The organism is Primorskyibacter flagellatus, from assembly GCF_014638275.1.
GTDB lineage: Bacteria > Pseudomonadota > Alphaproteobacteria > Rhodobacterales > Rhodobacteraceae > Pseudooceanicola > Pseudooceanicola flagellatus_A.
Map to the genome: position 1 here is coordinate 180744 of NZ_BMFJ01000002.1, position 17506 is coordinate 198249.

The window sequence follows — 17506 nt, forward strand, 5'->3', positions numbered from 1 at the left end:
CCCATGAGCACCGAAATCCGCGTCCCCACCCTGGGCGAATCCGTCACCGAAGCCACTGTCGCCACCTGGTTCAAGAAGCCGGGCGACACCGTGGCCGTCGATGAAATGCTCTGTGAACTGGAAACCGACAAGGTCACGGTCGAGGTCCCCTCGCCCGTCGCCGGCACCCTCTCCGACATCGTCGCGGCAGAAGGTGAGACGGTCGGCGTCGACGCCCTGCTTGGCAACATCTCCGAATCCGGCAACGCCGGGCCGGAAGAGACCAAGCCGCGCGCCGAAGAGACCAAGAAAACCGATGCCGAGAAGGCCCCGAACGGCGGCACCTCCGGCGGTGGCGAAACCGTCAAGGTCATGGTCCCCGCGCTTGGTGAATCCGTGACGGAAGCGACTGTCGCCACCTGGTTCAAGAAGGAAGGCGATCAGGTCGCGGCGGACGAGATGCTGTGCGAACTGGAAACCGACAAGGTCTCGGTCGAGGTTCCGGCCCCCGCGGCAGGCGTCCTTGGCAAGATCCTGAAGAAAGAGGGCGAAACCGTCGAGGCCGGCGGCCAGCTCGCCGAACTCAGCGCCGGTGCCTCCGCCGCCGCCTCGCCCGAGGCGAAGGCGGTCGAAACCGAGGGCGCGAAGGGAGAGGCCTATACCGGCACCGCGAAATCCGGCACCCGCACCGATGTCGAAGACGCGCCGTCGGCCAAGAAGGCGATGGCCGAAGCCAATGTATCCCGTGATCAGGTGACCGGCTCCGGCCGCGATGGACGTATCATGAAGGATGACGTTGCCAAGGCGCTGCAGGGCGTCTCCTCTGCCCCCGCGCCGGCCTCCGCCCCGCGTGCCCCCGTGGCCGCCGACGATGCCGCGCGCGAGGAACGGGTCAAGATGACCCGCCTGCGCCAGACCATCGCCCGCCGCCTCAAGGACGCCCAGAACACCGCCGCCATGCTGACCACCTACAACGAGGTCGACATGACGGAGGTGATGGCCCTGCGTAACACCTACAAGGCGGAGTTCGAGAAGAAGCACGGGGTGCGCATGGGCTTCATGTCCTTCTTCACCAAGGCCTGCTGCCACGCCCTGAAAGAGGTCCCCGAGGTCAACGCCGAGATCGACGGCACCGACGTGGTCTACAAGAACTTCGTGCACATGGGCATCGCCGCCGGCACCCCGCAGGGTCTGGTCGTGCCGGTGATCCGCGACGCCGACGCCATGTCCTTCGCCGAGATCGAGAAGGCGATCGCCGAAAAGGGCGCCCGCGCCCGTGACGGCAAGCTGTCGATGGCGGAAATGCAGGGCGGCACCTTCACCATCTCCAACGGCGGTGTCTATGGGTCGCTCATGTCCTCGCCGATCCTGAACCCCCCGCAGTCCGGCATCCTCGGCATGCACAAGATCCAGGACCGCCCGATGGTCATCGACGGAGAGATCAAGATCCGCCCGATGATGTACCTCGCGCTCAGCTACGATCACCGCATCGTCGACGGCAAGGGCGCGGTCACCTTCCTCGTCCGCGTGAAAGAGGCGCTGGAGGATCCGCGCCGCCTGCTGATGGACCTGTGATCCGGCAGTGGTGGGGTCCAACCCCGCCCTACGGGCACCGTGATCCTCACGACAGATAACGAAAAACCCCGGTCCGAAGGACCGGGGTTTTTCATGCCACAGTGGCTGGTGCCGTCAGCCCCGACGACGCCGCAGCAGCCCGAACCCGCCGAGCCCGGCCAGCAGCAGCGGCAGCGACGCAGGCACCGGCACCACGTCTATCCCGCCGCCCGCCGTGTCCGACGCGGTGATCAGGAAGTTGTCCATGATCCCGTAGCCGCCCTGGATCAGGTCGATCTGAAGCGTGACGTTGCCATTGGTCGATCCGCTCGCATCGAAGGAAAAGATGCCCCGGGTCGGCGCAACCACGTTCAATTCGGAGGCGACACCGGTCAGGTCGCCCTCGTCCAGCAGCGTGCCGCCACCGACCGTGGCGGTCCCCAGAGGGTTGTCGTAAAGCCGGAACCGGAAGATCGGCACGTCGCTTGCCGAGGCGAAGGGCGACCCGGGCCCCCCGTGCAGACCAATGCTGGATATGTCGACGCGGAAGTTGAAGAAATCGAAGTCGCCGACATTGAAGGACAGGCCAAGCAGGTCGTTCTGGGCCGATCCCAGCATCCCGATGGCATAGCTGCCGAAGGTGCCGCCCGGATCGGAATACCCCGATCCGAAGGCCAGCGACCCGCCGATCAGCATGGTCTCGACCGTGAAGGCCTGTTCAAAGGTAAAACCCGCCGGCTGGTTGGCGTAGAGGTCGTTCACCTGTTGCTGCGACAGGTCGGAATAGCCCGAGCCGGCGCCGTTGACGAAACCGGCCGGGGACTCGAAATCCTGATCGTAGAGCGTGACCGAGGCGGAAAGTACCGGTGCGGCAGCGCCAAGCGACAGCACCGCAGCGGCAAGGACGGAAGAGAGAAATTTCATGGCAATAACTCACAAAATAAGGGGAATACCCACGATCAGGTTAAACCGAAGTTAAAGAATCGCAACATATTTAAGTTAGCCTGATCGCGGTCGGACACGGAACGGCCCTGTCCGCAGGCGCGAGAATCCGGTATCCCGCGCCGGTCCGACCCGCTACGCTGGTCGCGAACCGAAGAAGGAGCCGCCCGGATGACCCACGTACTCGCCCTCTACGGCATCGTCGTCCTTGTCACGATCCTCGTGCAGGTCTCTGCCGCCGCACAGAAATTCGACCTCTCGCAACTGGCCGGGAACCGCGAAAGCCTGCCCTCGCTGACCGGCGCGGCCGGACGGCTCGACCGGGCGCAGGCCAACTCTGTCGTCGCGATGGCCCTGTTCGCCCCGCCGGCGCTGATCCTGTCCCAACTGCCCGAACTGCCCGGCGGCGCGATGATCGCCGCCTGGACCTTCCTGCTTGCACGGATCGCCTATGTCGTCGTCTACGCGCTCGGGATCGCCTATGTCCGCACGATCGTATGGCTGGTCGGCTTCGCGATGACTTTCTGGCTCTATCTGCTGGCGCTCTGATGTCCCTGCAACTGCTCTGCCGCCTCGACAGCTCCGACCCCGCCGCCACCTGCGATGCGCTCATGAACGACGCGGAGGATCAGGCGCAGGCCGGTCTCAGCCGCCTGCAGATGTGGACGGAGGACGGCACGGCCGTCTGGATCCTCTTCGACGTCAACGACCGCGCGAAGGCCGAGGCCTGGCTGACACGCGCCGCCGCCGACACCCATGGCCGCCGCGCTGCCGTGACCGCCAGCACCGCCCATTTCCTGACGACCGCATGACCCCTGCCCTCGCCCCCGAAATCACCGTCCTCGCCCTCGCCGGACTGCTGCAGATCGTTCAGATGGTGCTCTACTCCGTCACCGCGCAGCGCCAGGTCGGAACGAAGACTGCGCTGAAACCGCGCGACGAAGCCGTCACCCTGACCGGCACGCCGGGCCGCATCCAGCGGGCGATGAACAACCACTTCGAGGGGCTGATCCTCTTCACCCTCGCCGTGGTCGTGGTCACCCTTTCCGGCAGCGCCTCCGCCTTCACCGCCACATGCGCCTGGCTCTATCTCGTGGCCCGCATCCTTTATATCCCCGCCTATATCCGGGGCTGGGTGCCGTGGCGCAGCTACATCTGGCTCGCCGGGCTGCTCGCCACCACGCTGATGATGCTCGCAAGCCTGCTCTGATGTTTCATCTTGCCGGAACAGGCCCCGCTTCCCGCCCTTGCCACCGGTGACAACCCGGTTTACCGAAGCCGCAACGGCGACAACTGACCCAAGGAGACCCCTGAAATGGCATCCTACGACGTGATCGTGATCGGCGCGGGCCCCGGCGGCTATGTCGCCGCCATCCGCTGCGCCCAGCTTGGCCTCAAGACGGCCTGCGTGGAGGGGCGGGAAACCCTCGGCGGCACCTGCCTGAACGTCGGATGCATCCCCTCCAAGGCGCTTCTCCACGCCACGCACCAGCTGCACGAGGCGGAACACAACTTCGCCACCATGGGTCTGAAGGGCAAGTCGCCCTCCGTCGACTGGAAGGTGATGCAGGAGTACAAGCAGTCGGTCGTCGACCAGAACACCGGCGGCATCGAATTCCTGTTCAAGAAGAACAAGATCGACTGGCTCAAGGGCTGGGGCTCCATCCCCGGGGCTGGCAAGGTCAAGGTCGGAGACGAAGTGCACGAGGCGAAGAACATCATCGTCGCCACCGGTTCCGTCCCCTCCTCCCTGCCGGGGATCGAGATCGACGAGAAGACCGTCGTGACCTCCACCGGCGCCCTGGCGCTGCCGAAGATCCCCAAGAAGATGGTCGTCGTCGGCGCAGGTGTCATCGGGCTCGAGATGGGATCGGTCTACGCCCGCCTCGGCACCGAGGTGACGGTGGTCGAATTCCTCGACCACATCACCCCCGGCATGGACAAGGAGGTGCAGCGCACGCTCCAGAAACTGCTGAAGAAGCAGGGGATGGAGTTCATCCTCGGCGCAGCCGTCCAGTCGGTCGAAACGGCGCGCGGCAAGGCCAAGCTGACCTACAAGCTGCGCAAGGACGACAGTGAGCACACGCTCGACGCCGACACCGTCCTGATCGCCACCGGCCGCAAGCCTTATACTGACGGGCTGGGTCTGGCCGATCTGGGGGTCGCGATGACCGACCGCGGGCAGGTGAAGACCGACGATCACTGGGCCACCAGCGTCAAGGGCGTCTACGCCATCGGCGACGCCATCGTGGGCCCGATGCTGGCCCACAAGGCCGAGGATGAGGGCATGGCGGTGGCCGAGGTGATCGCGGGCAAGCATGGTCACGTCAACTACGGCGTGATCCCCGGCGTGATCTACACGCATCCGGAGGTCGCATCGGTCGGCAAGACCGAGGAGCAGCTGAAGGAAGAAGGCCGCGCCTACAAGGCCGGCAAGTTCTCCTTCATGGGCAACGCGCGGGCCAAGGCGATCTTCGCCGGCGACGGGTTTGTGAAAATCCTCGCCGACAAGGAAACCGACCGCATTCTCGGTGCCCACATCGTCGGCCCGGCTGCGGGCGACCTGATCCACGAGATCTGCGTGGCGATGGAATTCGGCGCGGCGGCTCAGGACGTGGCGCTGACCTGCCACGCGCACCCGACCTATTCCGAAGCGGTGCGCGAAGCCGCGCTCGCATGCGGTGACGGGCCGATCCATTCGTAAGCCTGCGAGTCAGACCCGCCGGGGGATGCCTCCGGCGGGAGTATTTCCGGCAAGATGAAGCGGCGGGCGCTCAGCTCCGGTGATCGGGAAGCCCGTCGAAGGTCATTCCGCCTTCGGCCATGAGGGTGTCGCTGGCGGTTTCGACCTCGCACTCCAGCCGGGCCATGAAGGTCTCCCGGTCCAGACCCGGTTCGATGGCGGGCAGGAATTCGACCACCGCTAGACCCGGCTTGCGCATGATGCCCTTGCGCGGCCAGAACAGCCCGACGTTGGTGGCCGCGGGGATGCAGGGCTGGCCGGTCGTTTCGTAGATCACCGCCGTGCCGGATTTGTACGGGACGAAGGCCCCGGGCGCGACGCGGGTGCCCTGCGGATAGATCACCAGCTGACCGGCGGGCGCGTCCCCGGCCATGACCCCGGACATCATCTGCCGGATCGCTTCTGCCCGGCGGCCCCGTTCCACCGGGACGCAACCGATGCGCAGTGCATACCAGCCGAGGATCGGCGCGAAGCGGAGCGAGGCCTTCATGATGAATTTCGGCCGCGGCAGGACGGAAACGATCAGGATGATGTCGAGAAAGCTCTGGTGCTTGGAGGCGACGATGACCTCGCCCTGCGGAACCGGCCCGCGCACCTCGGACCGGATGCCGACCATCCAGGCCGCGCTCCAGCGCACGTAGCGGCAATAGGTGTGCACCGCGTCATAGGCGAACCGCCGGTTGACCAGCGCGAACGGGGTGAACACCGCCGCAAGCACCGCCATGGCCAGGTACATCTGCCCGACAAAGATCAGCGACCGAAGGTACCGCATCAGGTCAGCGCCCCGAGCACCCTGAGCGCAGCCCGCTGCGTCGCCGCATAGGCCACCGCCGCCGCGACCGGCGGGATCAGCAGCGGCCACAGCCACTGCGCCCCCTGAAAGCCGAGCCCGGTCAGGAACCCGGCCTGATCCTGCGCCGCCGGCAGGAACAGGATCGCCACCACCCCGAAGGCCAGCCCCACCACGGCGCCCGAAAAGGTACGCAGGGTGAACCGCCGCACGAAGGCGCGCGCGATGTAGCGGTCCTGCGCACCGACCAGCCGCAGCACCTCGATCACCTGCGCATTGGCCGACAGGGCCGCATTGGCGGCGAGCGTTATCATCGCCGCCGTTGCCCCGCCGATCAGCAGGATGGACAGCAGGCCAAGCGTTTTCAGCCGCGTCGCCGCCGCCACCAGCGGACGCCGCCAGCGGGTGTGATCGTCCAGCACCGCCCCCGGCGCCTCGGTCGCCAGCCGCAGGCGCAGCCCGGCGGCGTCAAAGCCGTCGTCCGTCTCCACCACCTCGATCAGTTGCGGCACCGGCAGCCCCTCCAGCGGCACATCAGGTCCGAACCAGGGCGCGAGCAGCGCCTGCTGTTCCGCCGCCGTCAGCGCGCGGGCAGAGGCCACGCCCTCGGTCGTCTCCAGCACCCTCAGCGCCGCCTCTGTCTGCGCGCCAAGCTGGTCGGCGGGGGCGGAGATACGCAGGGTGGAGGCATGGGCGAGGTCCTCTCCCCACCTTTCCGCCAGCCGTCCCGTCGCCAGCGACAGCGCCAGGGCGAAGACGGCGAGAAAGGTCATCACCCCTGCGGCAAACAGCGTCAGATGCGCGGTGAAGCCCGACGGCGGCACCACCCGGTCGGCAGAGGCATCGCCGCTGAGCATCTCTCGGGCAAAGGAGCGCACGGTCACAGGTCCGCCCCCGCCAGCTGCAGCCGCCGGCCCGAGATCCGCAGCACCCGCGCCTGCACCTGCTGCTTGGCCGCGCGGATCAGGCCGAGGTCGTGGGAGGCGATCATCACCGTCTTGCCCATCCGGTTGAGTTCCACCAGCAGGTGCAGCAGGCGCTGCGACATCTCCCAGTCCACGTTGCCCGTCGGCTCGTCCGCAAGGATCACGTCGGGTGACAGGATCACCGCCCGCGCCAGCGCCGCCCGCTGCCGCTCCCCGCCCGACAGCTGCGGCGGCAGCGCCCCGGCACGCGGGGTCAGCCCGCACCAGCCCAGCAGGTCGGCAAGATTCTGGGATTCCGCCTGCACATCGCGGCCTGCGACGGTCAGCGGCAGCGCCACGTTTTCAGAGATCGGCAGGTGGTCGAGGAACTGGCAGTCCTGATGCACCACCCCGATCCGCCGCCGGGCCAGCGCGATCTCGTCCCGCGTCATCTCGCGCACGTCCTTGCCGAAAATCCGGGCGTGTCCCGCCGTCGGGACCAGCGCGCCGTAGCAGAGCTTCAGGAAGGTGGTCTTGCCCGATCCGGACGGGCCGGTGAGGAAATGGAACGATCCGGGTGCAAGCTTCAGGGACACGTCGCTCAGCAGCTCTCCGCCCCCGTAGCTGTAGGCCAGGTTTTCAAGCTCGATCACGCACCGCCCCCGTGTTGCCGGATGTTTCTGCACCAGACCGGGGCCGGTTTCAATCCGCCGAAGGGGATCGGCCCCCGATCGGTCGCCGGCAGGGGCGAGCGGAGATTGCGTTTTTTCACGAAGCGGATACAAGATAAGCCATATCGCGCAGAACGACGCATCCCGACACAGGCGGAGGATGAATGCGACTGACCTGTCCAAACTGTGGCGCCGAATACGAAGTGCCGGACCAGGTGATCCCGACCACCGGGCGTGACGTCCAGTGTTCGAACTGCGGCGATACGTGGTATCAGTACCATCCCGACTACATGCCCGACGAGGCCCCCGCCGCGGCGATGGAGCCGGACGCGGAACTCTCGCCCCTGCGCCGCCAGCCCGACCCGCCCCCGCCGCCCCTGCGCAAGCCGGAGCCGGAGCCCGTGGCGGAGGAAGAGGACGACTTCGGGGACGAGGACGAGGCGGGGGACGACGCGGACGCGGATGAACCCGCGGCGCAGGACCGCCCCACGATCCGGCGCCGCCCGCTGCCGCCGCAGGTCAAGACGATCCTGAAGGAAGAGGCCGAGATCGAGGAGCGCCACCGTGCCTCCGACAGCCTGGAGAGCCAGCCGGAACTGGGGCTCTCCGATCCGGTCCCGCCGCCGCCGCTGCGCCGCGAACGCGCCGCCGAAAGCCGGCTGGCCCGACTGCGCGATCAGACCCCTGCCGGGGAGGACGCGACGGAGGAACCCGTCGCCTCACGCCGTAACCTGTTGCCGGATATAGAGGAAATCAACTCCACCCTCCGCCGCAAGGGTGACGGGATCAAGGGTGGCGAGCCCCGTGGCGGTCGTGGCAGCCGCGAGGCCGCACGCGAAACCCGGCGCGGATTCCGCAGCAGTTTCATGCTGGTGCTGCTGGTGCTGATCGTCGGTGCCGTGCTCTACATTCAGGCCCCGCGCATCGCGGAGGCCCTGCCGCCGCTGGCCGGGACCATGGAGGTCTATGTCGACATGGTCGACCGCGGCCGGGTCTGGCTGGACGCGCAGGCCTCGGCCCTCGCGGCGAAGCTGGACGACGTGGCGGCCCCCGAAACCGCGCCCGAACCGGCACCGGAAAGCGCCCCCGCCGGGAATTGATCCCGTTACAAAACGTCCCGCCCGGACCACCCTGCGGGGCATTCACCGGTCAGGACAGGTGAACCGCAAAAATGACCAGATGACCAAATCTGGTCATCTGGTCATTTTCCGGCAAACACGACGGCGCGACCGCCCGGATCGCTTCCCCTGTCCTCGCCCTGATCAGAACCGTTCCAGCAACCGCCGCAGGTAGTCGCGTTCCGCGCGGGGGCGGTCGCCCTCGCCCGAGCGGCGGCGGAGCTCCTGCTCCAGCTCCATCGCGCGGCGGTGGTCGTTCAGGCCGTTGAGCATCTCCCGCTCGTTGCCCATCTCGCCGTTGGTTCCGGCGGTGCGGCCAAGCGGGTCGTTGCGGGAGTTGCCGCTGTTGCCCTCGGCCTGGCCCTGCTGGCCGGCGCGCTGGCGCTGTTCCTCGGCCATCGCCTCGCCCATGTTGCGGATACCCTCGCGCAGGGCCTCCATAGCTTCGGACTGGCGGTCGATCGCCTCTGCCAGATCGTCGCCGCGCAGCGCCTCCTCCGCCCCGCGCATCGCCTTCTCGGCGCGGTCGAGCGCATCGCGCGCGGCTTCCCCGGCCTGGCCGCTGAGCCCCGGCAGGTTGCCGCGCTGGCGGTTGAGTTCGTCGCGCAGCGCCTGCTGGCGGTCGGCGAGGCTGCCCGCCTGATCGCCGCCCTGGCCGTTCTGCTGGTTCTGCGCCTGACCCTGACCGCCGGGTTGCTGGGTGCCGGGCTGCTGGCCCTGACCCTGCTGACCCTGCTGCTGACCGGGCTGCTGGCCCTGACCGTGCTGCTGGCCGCGGCCCTGATTGCCGTTGCTGCCCTCGTTCTCCCCGCTTTCGCCGCGGTTGGCATTCGGGTTGAACTGTTCCTGTAGGTCGCGGAACGCCTGATCCGACAGGCCCTGCTGATCCCGCAGGGTTTCGGAGAGCCCTTCCATCGCCTGCTGGCCGGGGGACTGCTGCTGCCCGCCCTGCCCCTGCGTGACCCGCATGTTCTCCATCATCTGCTGGAGTTCCTCGAGCGCCTGCTGCGCCTCGGCCATGCGGCCCTGTTCCATCAGTTCCTGGATGCGGTCCATCATCGCCTGCAGGTCATCCTGGCTCAGCCGCATGGCGTTTTCCATCTGCTCCGCCGAGAGCTCCTCACCCATCTGGCCTTCTTCCGCGGCCTCGCGCGACAGCTGGCGCATGTAGTCCTGCGTCGCGTCGCGGAGTTCCTGCATCAGGCGGGCGATTTCCTCGTTGCTGGCACCGTTCTTCATCGCCTCCGACAGGCGCTCCTGCGCGCGGGCCATGCGTTCGCGGGCGTCGTTGAGGTCGCCGTCCTCGATCAGCAGGGCGAGTTCCCAGAGCGCGTCCGAGATTTCTGTCACCTGATCGTCGTTCAGCGCGGCATACTGCGTAATCGTGTCCATCCGGCGCAGCAGCACCCGCATCCGCAGGTAAGCGGTGTCGGACCGGAACAGGCCCTCCGGCTCCCACGAGATGGCCTTCATCACCTGGACGATGCGCCGCGCGTTGTCGCGGTTCCACAGCAGGTCGCGGCGCTGTTCGATCAGCGCGGCGGCGAGCGGGTCGAAGAAGCGGCGCGCGGAGAGCAGGGTGCTGAACGGCTCCGCCTGTCCGGTCTGCCCGGCGGCATCCTCTGCCGTCAGGGTCACGGTCACGGGCAGGTTGGCCCAGGGATGTTCCGAGAGGTTCTCGATCAGGTCCTGCTTGAACGCCGTGCGGTCGCCGGAGATCGGCAGCGGCATCGGCAGGCGGATCACGTCACGCGGCTCCGGCTCCATCGTCAGCCCGTAGCGCCGGTCGACCGCGGGCAGGTCCAGCGCGATCACCGCCTCCCCGCTTTCGACGCCATAGTCGTCGCGCGCCTCGAACGGGAGGGTGAATTCGCCGCGCAGGCTGGATTCGGCCGCCTCTGCCGCGACCGAGACGACGGGCGCGAGGTCTGCGGACAGCCGGACGTCCCAGCTCTTGCCGCCGGGACCGGTGATGGCGAGCACACCGTCCTGTTCCAGCGCAAAGCTCTGCGCCGGGGCGGCCGGGTCATCACCACTTGCGCCGACCGTCTGATCGACCGACAGGGACCCGACCTTGCCGTACAGCCGCAGCGTTGCCTTGCTGCCCCTGGGCGCGCGGATCGTGCCCTTGAGGTCGGCGAGGTAGAGCACGGGCAGACCTGTGTAATAGGGCGGTTCGATCCAGCCTTCCCAAGCGGGACCGGCGGCGAGGGCCGCGCCGCCGCCCGGCGCCATGCCGGCAACCGACCCGACCCGCCAGAACGACCCGAAGAGCATTGCCACCATCAGCAGCGTCAGCGCGATGAACCGAAGCCCGAACACGTCGCGCCCCGACACGCGCAGGTCCGGCTGCACCCGTTTCGCCTGCCGTGCCCGCGCGGCCATGCGCGCCTGATGCGCCCGCCAGAGGCCTTCGGACCCGAAATCCCCGGCCCCGATCGACTGCGCGTCGCGCAGCGTCTGAAGGGGCCGTCCGGTGAGGGTCGCGTCGAGACGCGATTCCGCCTCCGCCCGCGAGGGCCAGCGGAACCGCATGCCGCCATAGACCGCCGCGCCCGCCGCGAGAAGCAGCAGCACGCCGCCGACCGCCCAGACGGCCTCGACCGCCACGGTGTCGTGCAGGCCGAGCATCAGCAGGGCAAGGGCCAGGATCACGACGGACCAGAGCGGCCAGAACGCCCGCGCCAGCCGTTCCGCCACCATCCCCGCATGGGTCAGGCGCAGGGGCCGCGCGATACGGGTCAGGGTTTCCGAAAGGACGGTCCGGTCGGTCATACGACTCCTCAGGGGCAGGACGGGGATCGTCCTAGAGCCACGAGGGTAGCGTATCCCGGTTTATGATATCCTCAAAGCTCGGTCGCGCCCGGATGACAGCGAATTGATGCCCATTGACCAGAACCTCGGGTATCAGGGGCCGCGTGTTGTACTCGCTGCTCATTACCGCGCCATAGGCGCCGGCGGACCGGAAGGCGACGAGGTCGTTTTCGGCCAGCGGGGGCATCATGCGCTGCTTCGCGAAAGTGTCGCCGGATTCGCAGACCGGGCCGACGATGTCGTAGGGGCGCTGCTCTGCCCCCGCCTCCGGCTCCGTCACCGGGACGATGTCGTGATGGGCGTCGTACATCGCCGGGCGGATCAGGTCGTTCATGGCGCCGTCGAGGATCAGGAAGTCCCGCCCCTCGCCGGATTTCACGTAAATCACCCTGGACACCATGATCCCGGCATTGCCCGCGACCAGCCGCCCCGGCTCGATCTCGATCTCGCAGCCCTTGTCGCCAAGCGTCTCGCGGATCAGCTGGCCATAGTCCGACGGCAGCGGCGGCGCCTCGTTCCCGCGGGTGTAGGGGATGCCCAGACCGCCGCCGAGGTCGAGCCGTTCGATCACATGCCCGTCCGCGCGAAGCTGGTCGGTCAGGTCGCCGACCTTCATGAAAGCCTGCCGGTAGGGTTCGAGGTCCGTCAGCTGCGACCCGATATGCACGTCGATGCCGACCGCGCGCAGCCCCTTCATCTTCGCGATCTGCGCATAGATGTCCCGCGCGCGGGAGATCGGGATGCCGAACTTGTTCTCGGACTTCCCGGTCGCGATCTTGGCGTGGGTCTTCGCATCGACGTCCGGATTGACCCGAACCGTCACCGGCGCGACCAGCCCCATGGAGAGCGCGACGGCGTTCAGCCGCTCCATCTCCGGTTCGGATTCAAGGTTGAACTGGCGCACGCCGCCCGCCAGCGCCGCCCGCATCTCCTCCTCCGTCTTGCCGACGCCGGAGAAGACGATCTTCTCGCCCGGCACGCCCGCCGCGACGGCCCGCGCATATTCCCCGCCCGACACCACGTCCATCCCCGCGCCCAGCCCCGCGAGCGTCTTCAGGATAGCCTGATTGGAGGCGGCCTTCATGGCGTAGCAGACAAGGTGCGGCCCCCAGGCCAGCGCCTCGTCGAACAGGGTGTAGTGCCGCGTCAGGGTCGCGGTGGAATAGAGGTAGAACGGTGTCCCGACCTCTGCCGCGATCTCTGCGACGGGGACGTCTTCGGCGTGCAGGGTGCCGTTGCGGTAGAGGAAATGGTCCATGATATGCCTTTCAGACCGGTCGGGTTCTGAGGAAAAGATAAAGCGGCAGCCCGCAGCCGACCCCGATCAGCAGGGTGGCCGGAATGGCGAGCAGGGAGGACCAGTTGCGGCGCACGTAGACCTCGGCGCAGATCCACAGGATCAGGGCGAGGGCCGCGATCATCAGGTCCCATGACAGCCCCGCCACCGCGCCGTTGGCCATCCAGGTGTCGATCATCCCCGACAGGCCCGCCCCCGTCTCGGCCATCCAGCCGAACATCAGCGACAGGGGATGCACCGCCCCCCAGATCGCCAGCAGCAGGTAGAGGATGCGCAGGCCCGACATCAGAAGGTGATCCCGACCTCGGCATGGCCCGACACGGTGACGCCGGTGCGCGGCACGGGATCCTCGGGCGGTTCGGGTTCGCCATCGACGCCGCAGGCCGCGACCAGTGCCACGAACAGCGCCATCAGCACGACGAAGGACAGCCGGATCATGCCAGCACCGCCTGCCAGCGGGCCACCTGTTCGCGCACGCGCGCAGGGGCGGTGCCGCCGTAAGACATGCGCGAGGCGACGGAGTTGTGCACGCCAAGCACGCCGAAGACTTCCTCCGTGATCGCGCCGTGCACCGATTGCATGTCCGCGAGCGTCAGGTCCGGCAAGTCGCAGCCCTTGCCCTCGGCCAGCGCGACCAGCGCGCCGGTGACGTGATGCGCGTCGCGGAACGGCATGTTGAGCGTGCGCACAAGCCAGTCCGCCAGATCCGTCGCGGTGGAGAAGCCAGAGCCTGCCGCGCCCTCCAGCGCCTCACGGTTGGCGGTCATGTCCGACACCATGCCGGTCATCGCGGCCAGCGCCAGCATCAGCGAATCCGCCGCGTCGAAGGTCTGTTCCTTGTCCTCCTGCATGTCCTTGGAATAGGTCAGCGGAAGCCCCTTCATCACCATGGTCAGCGCCACGTTCGCCCCGAAGATCCGGCCGATCTTGGCGCGGATCAGTTCGGCGGCGTCCGGGTTCTTCTTCTGCGGCATGATCGAGGAGCCGGTGGAGAACCGGTCCGACAGCCGCACGAAGCGGAACTGGGCCGAGGACCAGATCACCAGCTCTTCGGCCAGCCGCGACAGGTGCATCGCGCAGATCGACGCGGCGGAGAGGAATTCGAGCGCGAAGTCCCTGTCCGAGACCGCATCCAGCGAATTGGCCATGGGCCGGTCGAAACCAAGCGCCTGCGCCGTCATCTCCCGGTCGATCGGAAAGGACGTCCCCGCCAGCGCCGCCGCGCCAAGCGGAGATTCGTTCATCCGGACCCGCGCGTCGCGGAAACGCGACAGGTCGCGCGCCAGCATTTCCACATAGGCCAGCATGTGATGGCCCCATGTCACCGGCTGCGCGGTCTGGAGATGGGTGAAACCGGGCATGACCCAGTCCGCCCCGGCCTCGGCCTGCACCACGAGCGCCTTCATAAGCGCCTGCACGCCCTCGATCGCCGCATCCACCTGGTCCCGGACCCACATCCGGAAGTCGAGCGCGACCTGATCGTTGCGTGACCGCCCCGTATGCAGCCGCCCGGCGGGCTCACCGATAAGGTCCTTCAGGCGGGATTCCACGTTCATGTGGATGTCTTCCAGCGCGGTTGAGAAGGCGAATTCGCCCGCCTCGATCTCTGACAAGATCGTGAGAAGCCCTTCCCTCATCGCCTCCGCATCCTTAGCACTTACGATGCCCGTGGCGGCCAGCATGGCGGCATGGGCGCGCGAGCCCGCGATGTCCTGCGCGGCCATCCGCCGGTCGAACCCGATGGAGGCATTGATCGCCTCCATGATCGCATCGGGTCCGGCGGCGAAACGGCCACCCCACATCTGGTTCGCGGTCTTGTCGGTCATCGGCCACCCGTCGGAGGAAAAATGAAAATCTGGCTTACCGCGCTCCTTTATACGGGGTTGATCGCCACTGCAAACCTGAGCCTCGCCGGGGGCATCGCCGATCTGCGCGACGGCGACCTTCGCAAGCTGGTCGTGCACGAAGAGCCCAAGCCATTGGAAAACGTCACCTTTGATGGCCCCGAAGGTCCCGTGAGCCTTGACATGTACCGCGGGCAGGTTGTTGTGCTGAACTTCTGGGCACTCTGGTGTGCGCCCTGCCGGGAGGAGATGCCGACGCTGGACGCCCTGAACGGCGAGTACGGCGGAGAGGACTTCGCCGTCGTCACGCTGGCCACGGGCCCGAACGCCCCGCCCGCCATCGACAGGTTCTTCGAGGAAACCGGCGTCACCGGCCTGCCGAAATACCGCGACCCGAATTCCGCCCTGGCGCGCGCCTCCGGTGTGCTGGGACTGCCGGTCACGCTGATCCTGAACCGCGAGGGGCAGGAGATCGCCCGCCTAACCGGCACCGCCGACTGGCACAGCGACAGCGCCCGCGCCATCGTGGCGGCACTGATCGCGGGCGAATCCTGACCGCGTTATCCGCATCTTAACCCAGCCCTGCGAGTATCCCCCGATCGGGACCGGAGGGGCACCATGACCGCAACTGAACTCGGGGACTATGCCGACATCAGCAGGGATCACCTCGATCCCCTCAGCTACGCCGTGTCCGCGCGCGACCGGACCATCCACGCAACGGTGGCGGAGGCGGTGCGCCACGGCAATGTCGCGCTGGCCTTCCAGCCCGTGATGCAGGCGGGCACCGGCGGCCGTGTCGCCTTTTACGAGGGTCTGATTCGCATCTACGACGACACCGGCCGCATCATCCCCGCGGGCGATTTCATCCGCGCGGTCGAAACCACCGAAACCGGCCGTCTGATCGACTGTGCCGCGCTCGACCACGGCATGCGGCAGCTCACCGCCCACCCCGACCTGCGGCTTGCGGTGAACATGTCCGCCCGCTCCATCGGTTATCCGAAATGGACAAAGACCCTGCGCAAGGCCCTGATGCGCGACCCGACGGCGGGCGAACGGCTGATCCTCGAGATCACCGAAAGCTCCGCGATGCTCATCCCCGAACTCGTCACGGGCTTCATGGCCGAGATGCGCCGCCACGGCATCAGTTTCGCGCTGGACGATTTCGGCGCGGGCTACACCTCTTTCCGCTACCTGCGCGACTTCCTCTTCGACATCCTCAAGATCGACGGCCAGTTCACGCAGGGCATTGCGACGGATGCCGACAACCAGGTGCTGACCCGCGCCCTCGTCGCCATCGCGCAGCAGATGGACATGCTGACCATCGCCGAACAGGTGGAAACCGCCGCCGACGCCGCCTGGCTGGAATCCGCCGGGGTCGACTGCCTGCAGGGCTACGCCTATGCCGCGCCGACGATCCATCCCCCATGGCTTGAGGAGGCCCGCACCGGCACCTGACCGCCGCAGCGCGGCACGTTGCGACTTCGGCCGTTTTGCGTTACGTCATCCGCATGGAGGCGTGGGGGGAGAATCTCCTGCGTCAATATAGTGGAGGACCACACCATGACGAATGTCGTCATCGCATCCGCAGCGCGCACGCCTGTCGGATCCTTTCTCGGATCGTTTGCAAACACCCCCGCCCATGACCTCGGCGCCGCCGTGCTGGCGGAACTGGTCGCCCGCGCGGGCATCGACGCCTCCGAGGTGTCTGAAACCATCCTCGGCCAGGTGCTGACCGCGGCCCAGGGCCAGAACCCCGCCCGCCAGGCCCATATCAACGCCGGCCTGCCGAAGGAGGCCGCCGCCTGGTCGATCAACCAGGTCTGCGGATCGGGCCTGCGCGCCGTCGCCATCGCCGCCCAGCACATCCAGCTTGGCGACGCCTCCATCGTCGCCGCCGGCGGCCAGGAAAGCATGTCGCTCTCTCCCCACGCCCAGAACCTGCGCGCGGGTCACAAGATGGGCGACGTCAAATACATCGACACCATGATCAAGGATGGTCTCTGGGATGCCTTCAACGGCTACCACATGGGCCAGACCGCCGAAAACGTCGCCGAACAGTGGCAGATCAGCCGCGAACAGCAGGATGAATTCGCCCTCGCCTCGCAGAACAAGGCCGAGGCGGCGCAGAAGGCCGGCAAGTTCAAGGACGAGATCGTCCCCTTCACCGTGAAGACCCGCAAGGGCGAAACCGTGGTGGCGGATGACGAATACATTCGCCACGGCGCCACGATCGAAGCGATGCAGAAGCTGAAACCCGCCTTCGCCAAGGACGGGTCGGTCACCGCCGCCAACGCCTCCGGCATCAACGACGGTGCCGCCGGTGCCCTTCTGATGTCGGCGGAGGAGGCCGAAAAGCGCGGCATCGAACCGCTTGCACGCATCGTCTCCTACGCCACCGCCGGGCTCGACCCGTCGATCATGGGCGTCGGCCCGGTCTATGCCTCGCGCAAGGCGCTGGAAAAGGCCGGCTGGAAACCCTCCGACCTCGACCTGGTCGAAGCCAACGAGGCGTTTGCCGCCCAGGCCTGCGCGGTGAACAAGGACATGGGCTGGGATCCGTCCATCGTGAACGTGAACGGCGGCGCCATCGCCATCGGTCACCCGATCGGCGCCTCCGGCGCGCGCGTGCTCAACACCCTGCTGTTCGAGATGAAGCGCCGTGGGGCCAAGAAGGGCCTGGCCACGCTCTGCATCGGCGGCGGCATGGGTGTCGCCATGTGCCTCGAACGGCCGTAAGAGCGGCGCGAAACCCGGCACAACCGGCAAACATACGCATCCGAAGGGCGCCCCTCGCGGCGCCCTTCCTTGTTCTGTGTCAAAGCATGCTAAGGCTGAGGGGTGCGATACCG

The 17506-nt window shown here is 67.4% G+C and carries 18 protein-coding genes; 9 read left to right on the forward strand and 9 right to left on the reverse strand.

The window, feature by feature from the left end; translation table 11 throughout:
* Positions 1-3 precede the first annotated feature (3 nt).
* The gene (gene odhB / locus IEV87_RS15075) at positions 4-1554 is read left to right on the forward strand and encodes a 2-oxoglutarate dehydrogenase complex dihydrolipoyllysine-residue succinyltransferase (protein WP_188478656.1); all 1551 of its coding nucleotides are present in this window, start codon (positions 4-6) and stop codon (positions 1552-1554) included.
* Between the two features lie 114 nt (positions 1555-1668).
* Here odhB and IEV87_RS15080 read toward each other — a convergent pair whose 3' ends face one another.
* The gene (locus IEV87_RS15080; RefSeq protein ID WP_188478657.1) at positions 1669-2457 is read right to left on the reverse strand and encodes a VPLPA-CTERM sorting domain-containing protein; all 789 of its coding nucleotides are present in this window, start codon (positions 2455-2457) and stop codon (positions 1669-1671) included.
* A 189-nt stretch (positions 2458-2646) separates the two neighbouring features.
* On the opposite strand from IEV87_RS15080, the gene IEV87_RS15085 reads away from it, so the two are divergent.
* The 4 genes from IEV87_RS15085 (at position 2647) to lpdA (ending at position 5179) form a co-directional block, all read left to right on the forward strand.
* Positions 2647-3024, forward strand: a complete 378-nt coding sequence (locus tag IEV87_RS15085) for an MAPEG family protein (RefSeq protein ID WP_188478658.1) — start codon at positions 2647-2649, stop codon at positions 3022-3024.
* On the forward strand, positions 3024-3287 hold the full coding sequence (locus IEV87_RS15090) for a hypothetical protein (RefSeq protein ID WP_188478659.1): 264 nt from the start codon (positions 3024-3026) through the stop codon (positions 3285-3287). Before IEV87_RS15085 ends, IEV87_RS15090 begins: the two co-directional genes overlap by 1 nt.
* Positions 3284-3685 (forward strand): MAPEG family protein, encoded by a 402-nt coding sequence (locus IEV87_RS15095; protein ID WP_188478660.1) that lies wholly within the window; start codon positions 3284-3286, stop codon positions 3683-3685. Before IEV87_RS15090 ends, IEV87_RS15095 begins: the two co-directional genes overlap by 4 nt.
* 105 nt (positions 3686-3790) lie before the next feature.
* Complete coding sequence (gene lpdA, locus IEV87_RS15100) at positions 3791-5179, forward strand: dihydrolipoyl dehydrogenase (RefSeq protein ID WP_188478661.1); 1389 nt, start codon at positions 3791-3793, stop codon at positions 5177-5179.
* 70 nt (positions 5180-5249) lie between these two features.
* On the opposite strand, the gene IEV87_RS15105 is transcribed toward lpdA, so the two are convergent.
* Genes IEV87_RS15105 through IEV87_RS15115 form a run of 3 tightly spaced genes read right to left on the reverse strand, consistent with a single transcriptional unit; the run spans position 5250 to position 7566 of the window.
* Entirely contained in the window at positions 5250-5990 is a 741-nt protein-coding gene (locus tag IEV87_RS15105; RefSeq protein WP_188478662.1) for a lysophospholipid acyltransferase family protein, read from the reverse strand.
* Positions 5990-6865 (reverse strand): cell division protein FtsX, encoded by an 876-nt coding sequence (locus tag IEV87_RS15110; RefSeq protein ID WP_188479479.1) that lies wholly within the window; start codon positions 6863-6865, stop codon positions 5990-5992. The genes IEV87_RS15105 and IEV87_RS15110 overlap by 1 nt, the downstream gene beginning before the upstream one ends.
* A gap of 23 nt (positions 6866-6888) precedes the next feature.
* The gene (locus IEV87_RS15115; protein ID WP_188478663.1) at positions 6889-7566 is read right to left on the reverse strand and encodes a cell division ATP-binding protein FtsE; all 678 of its coding nucleotides are present in this window, start codon (positions 7564-7566) and stop codon (positions 6889-6891) included.
* Between the two features lie 182 nt (positions 7567-7748).
* On the opposite strand from IEV87_RS15115, the gene IEV87_RS15120 reads away from it, so the two are divergent.
* Positions 7749-8684: a zinc-ribbon domain-containing protein gene (locus IEV87_RS15120; RefSeq protein WP_188478664.1), complete on the forward strand. Its 936-nt coding sequence runs from the start codon at positions 7749-7751 to the stop codon at positions 8682-8684.
* 162 nt (positions 8685-8846) lie between these two features.
* Here the strand turns inward: IEV87_RS15120 and IEV87_RS15125 are convergent, their stop codons facing one another.
* Genes IEV87_RS15125 through argH form a run of 5 tightly spaced genes read right to left on the reverse strand, consistent with a single transcriptional unit; the run spans position 8847 to position 14639 of the window.
* Positions 8847-11477, reverse strand: coding sequence for a DUF4175 domain-containing protein (locus IEV87_RS15125; protein WP_188478665.1), 2631 nt, complete (start codon positions 11475-11477; stop codon positions 8847-8849).
* Between the two features lie 31 nt (positions 11478-11508).
* Positions 11509-12774, reverse strand: a complete 1266-nt coding sequence (gene lysA, locus IEV87_RS15130) for a diaminopimelate decarboxylase (RefSeq protein ID WP_188478666.1) — start codon at positions 12772-12774, stop codon at positions 11509-11511.
* Positions 12775-12784: 10 nt separating this feature from the next.
* Complete coding sequence (locus IEV87_RS15135) at positions 12785-13099, reverse strand: DUF2834 domain-containing protein (protein ID WP_188478667.1); 315 nt, start codon at positions 13097-13099, stop codon at positions 12785-12787.
* On the reverse strand, positions 13099-13251 hold the full coding sequence (locus IEV87_RS15140; protein ID WP_188478668.1) for an argininosuccinate lyase: 153 nt from the start codon (positions 13249-13251) through the stop codon (positions 13099-13101). Before IEV87_RS15140 ends, IEV87_RS15135 begins: the two co-directional genes overlap by 1 nt.
* Entirely contained in the window at positions 13248-14639 is a 1392-nt protein-coding gene (argH, locus tag IEV87_RS15145) for an argininosuccinate lyase (RefSeq protein WP_188478669.1), read from the reverse strand. Before argH ends, IEV87_RS15140 begins: the two co-directional genes overlap by 4 nt.
* A 21-nt stretch (positions 14640-14660) precedes the next feature.
* On the opposite strand from argH, the gene IEV87_RS15150 reads away from it, so the two are divergent.
* The 3 genes from IEV87_RS15150 to IEV87_RS15160 all read left to right on the forward strand — a co-directional run bounded on the left by IEV87_RS15150 (position 14661) and on the right by IEV87_RS15160 (position 17393).
* Entirely contained in the window at positions 14661-15212 is a 552-nt protein-coding gene (locus tag IEV87_RS15150; protein ID WP_188478670.1) for a TlpA disulfide reductase family protein, read from the forward strand.
* A 63-nt stretch (positions 15213-15275) separates the two neighbouring features.
* Positions 15276-16112, forward strand: a complete 837-nt coding sequence (locus IEV87_RS15155) for an EAL domain-containing protein (RefSeq protein WP_188478671.1) — start codon at positions 15276-15278, stop codon at positions 16110-16112.
* A gap of 105 nt (positions 16113-16217) precedes the next feature.
* A complete protein-coding gene (locus tag IEV87_RS15160; protein WP_188478672.1) occupies positions 16218-17393 on the forward strand; it encodes an acetyl-CoA C-acetyltransferase in 1176 nt (391 codons plus the stop codon).
* Positions 17394-17506 lie beyond the last annotated feature (113 nt).